This is a genomic window from Mycobacterium sp. NPDC003449, assembly GCF_053588415.1.
This window is the reverse complement of record NZ_JBSFPX010000332.1, coordinates 1-3,835: the sequence shown is the minus strand read 5'-3', so window position 1 is coordinate 3,835 and position 3,835 is coordinate 1. Positions and strand designations below refer to the sequence as shown.

Here is a 3,835-nt window from a genome sequence, read left to right as displayed (position 1 = left end):
TATGACGCCGGGCTCTACGAGTCCGGGTTCGGCAGCGACTTCCGGGGATGGAACAGCAGCTACACCGGGGAACCGATCCCGCTGGATCAGATGCGGGAGTGGCGTTCGGCCGCGGTGAACCGGATCCTGTCCCTGCACCCGCGTCGGGTACTGGAGATCGGTGTGGGTTCTGGGCTCATCCTGTCGCAGGTCGCCCCGACCTGCGAGGAGTATTGGGCGACGGACTTTTCGGCGCCGACGGTCGCCAAGCTGCGTCGCGCAGTGGCCGAAGAACCCTGGGGCGGCCGGGTCCGTCTGCACGATCAGCCCGCGCACATCACCGACGGGTTGCCGCAGGCGTACTTCGACACCGTCATCGCCAACTCGGTGATCCAGTACTTCCCCAGCGCGGAGTACCTTGCCGAGGTCATCGACCGGGCCATGGAGCTGCTGGCCCCCGGCGGCCGACTGTTCCTCGGCGATGTGCGCAACCACAGCCTGCAGGGTGCATTCCAAACCGGAATCGCGTTGCAGCGCAGCGGCAGCGGCGCGGATGCCGGCGAGATCCACCAACGGGTGCAGCATGCGCTTCTCGGAGAACACGAATTACTGTTGGCCCCGGAGTTTTTCGGCACCTGGTCGTCCGATCACCCGTCGGTGGGTGGGGTGGACATACAGGTCAAACGGGGTTCATCGGACAATGAGCTGACCCGCTACCGCTATGACGTCATCATCCACAAGGTCCCGACCCCGGTGCGCTCGTTGGCGGGGGTGCCGGTTTGGGCGTGGAACGAGTGTGCGGGTCTGAGCGGACTGTATGCCGAACTGTCGTCGCAGCGACCGGAACTGATGCGCGTCAGCGGGATTCCCCGGACCGGGGTGATCGCCGACGTCACCATCGAGCAATCGCTGGCCGCCGGGCTCCCGCTCGGGGAAGTGCTCGCCCTCACCGACCACGCATCCGATACCGGCGTCACGCCCGAGCAGGTGTACGCACTCGGTGAGGCGGCCGGATATCGGGCGGTGGTCACCTGGGGAACCCAGCCCGGCACCATCGATGCGGTCTTCCTCGCGTCGACCGGTCACGAACCGGATTCCGCGTTGACCGATCTGTACCTGGCCCCCGTCGACGCCTGCGGGTGCGGTGGCCACGCCAACGACCCCCAGACCAATGCGAAGGTCGGCGCGGTGCGGCAATGGCTTGCCGAGCGGTTACCCGAATACCTGGTGCCGACCCAGATCGTGGTGCTCGATGAGCTACCGCTCACCACCTCGGGGAAGATCGACCGTAAAGCTCTGCCAGAGCCCACATTCGCCGCGACGGCTTTCCGGGCACCTCAGACTCTGACCGAGAAGACGGTTGCCGAGGCGTTCACCGAAGTGCTCGGCCTCGGCCGGGTCGGTCTTGACGATGACTTCTTCGCGATGGGCGGCGACTCGTTGATCGCCATCCGGGTGTGTTCCCGGCTGCAGTCGGCACTGGGCCGCGATGTTCCGGTGCGGTATCTGTTCAACGCGCCTACCGTCGGCGGGCTCGCCGAATATCTGGACCACAACCTCGGTGAGGCCGCCCGGCCTGCGCTGGCCCCGCAACCGCGTCCCGAGGTCGTCCCATTGTCCTATGCGCAGCACCGGCTGTGGTTCCTGGAGCAGTTGCAGGGGCCGTCACCGGTCTACAACATGGCAGTGGCGTTGCGGTTGGACGGGCATCTCGATGCCGATGCGCTCGGTCAGGCGCTGGCCGACGCGGTGGATCGGCATGAGAGTTTGCGCACGGTGTTTCCCGCGACGGCGGGGGTTCCGCGACAGGTGGTGGTGGAGGCCGGACAGGTCGATCTCGACTGGCAGGTAGTGGATGCCCGTGGTTGGCCGGCGGCCCGGCTGGAGGACGCCGTCGCGGCGGTGGCGCGGCACAGCTTCGATCTGGCGGCCGAGATTCCGTTACGGGCCACGGTTTTCCGGGTGGGTGTGGATGAGCATGTGCTGGTGGCGGTGGTGCATCACATCGCGGCCGACGGTTGGTCGATCGCCCCGTTGGTGCGTGATCTGGGGGTGGCATATGCCGCCCGGTGCGCGGGTCAGGCCCCCGGCTGGACGGCGCTGTTTGCGCAATACGCCGATTACACGTTGTGGCAACAGGAGTGGCTGGGATCGGTATCCGATCCGGATAGTGTGATCGCCGATCAGGTGGCGTACTGGGAGCAGGCGTTGGCCGGGTTGCCGGAGCGGTTGGAGTTGCCGACGGATCGGCCGTATCCGGCGGTGGCCGATTACCGTGGCGGGACTGTTTCGGTGGATTGGTCTGCGGAGTTGCAGCAGTGGGTGGCTCGGGTGGCTCGTGAGCACAATGCGACCAGTTTCATGGTGGTGCAGGCCGCTTTGGCGGTATTGCTGTCTGCGTTGAGCGCCAGTGACGATGTGGCCGTGGGGATCGCGACCGCCGGGCGGGGTGATCCGGCGCTCGATGAGTTGGTGGGGTTTTTCGTCAATACCTTGGTGTTGCGGGTGGATCTGTCTGGTGATCCCGCCGTCGGCGAGGTGGTGGAGCAGGTGCGGGCGCGCAGCCTGGCGGCGTTCGAGCATCAGGATGTGCCGTTCGAGGTATTGGTGGAGCGGCTCAACCCGGCCCGCAGCCTGACCCACCACCCGCTGGTACAGGTCCTGCTGACCTGGCAGAACCTGCCCTGGAACAGTAAGGGTCCCGTTGCGGGGCTTTCATTGGGGGATGTCCAGGTGGTCCCCCTGGAAGCCGAAACCCAGACTGCTCGTTCCGATCTGGTGTTCGCGCTGGCCGAACAGTTCGACGATGTCGGCGAGCCGGCAGGCATCTCGGGAACGGTGGAGTTCCGTACGGATGTGTTTGATGCGGTGAGTGTCCAGGCACTGATCGCGCGGTTGGAGCGGGTGTTGGTGGCGATAACTGCGGACCCGTCGCGTTCGTTGTCGTCGGTGCAGATGCTCGATGCCGCCGAGTGTATGCAACTTGATGGGTTGGGTCGTCGGGGTGTGCTGGCCGAGTGTGTGGTTGAGCGGTCGATCCCGGAGTTGTTCGCGGCGCAGGTGGCGCGTACCCCGTCGGCCGTCGCAGTGAGTTTCGAGGGTCGGTCGTGGACGTATCGAGAGTTGGATGAGGCGTCGAATCGGTTGGCGCACTTGCTTATCGATGAAGGGGCGCGAGCCGGTGAGTCGGTGGCTCTGTTGTTGAACCGGTCCGCGGACGCGATCGTCACAATTCTGGGGATATTGAAGTCGGGTGCGGGGTATCTGCCGATGGATCCGGCGGTGCCGGATGCGCGGATCGAGTTTATGGTGGCCGATGCGGGCCCGGTCGCGGCCGTCAGCGCCCAAGGGTTGACCGAGCGGCTGCACGCCTACGACATTCCGGTGGTGGACATGGCGGATCCGCGGATATCGGCTCAGCCCGCCGGCCCGTTGCCGGGACCGATGCCTGGGGATGTTGCTCACATCATCTATACCTCAGGGACGACGGGCACTCCGAAAGGTGTTGCGGTCACTCATCAGAATGTGACGCGGCTCTTCGATGGTCTCGATGTGGGTGTGCAGATAGGCCCGGATCAGGTGTGGACGGCGTGTTCATCACTGGCCTTCGATTATTCGGTGTGGGAGATCTGGGGCGCATTGTTGCACGGCGGCCGTCTGGTGGTGGTTCCTGAGTCGGTGACGCGTTCCCCGCAGGAGTTGCACGCTCTGCTGGTCGGGCAAGAGGTGAGTGTCTTGAGCCAGACTCCTTCCGCGGTCGGCACGTTGTCCTCGGAAGGGCTGGAATCAGCGGCGTTGATGGTGGCCGCTGAGCCGTGCCCGGCTGATGTGGTGGACACCTGGGCGCCGGGTCGGG

1 protein-coding gene is annotated in these 3,835 nt (G+C 65.6%); it reads left to right on the top strand.

What is annotated here, in order from left to right; all coding sequences use genetic code 11:
- Positions 1–3,835: condensation domain-containing protein (locus tag ACWDTP_RS37825; protein WP_450028338.1), on the top strand; the 3,835-nt coding region annotated here is incomplete at both ends.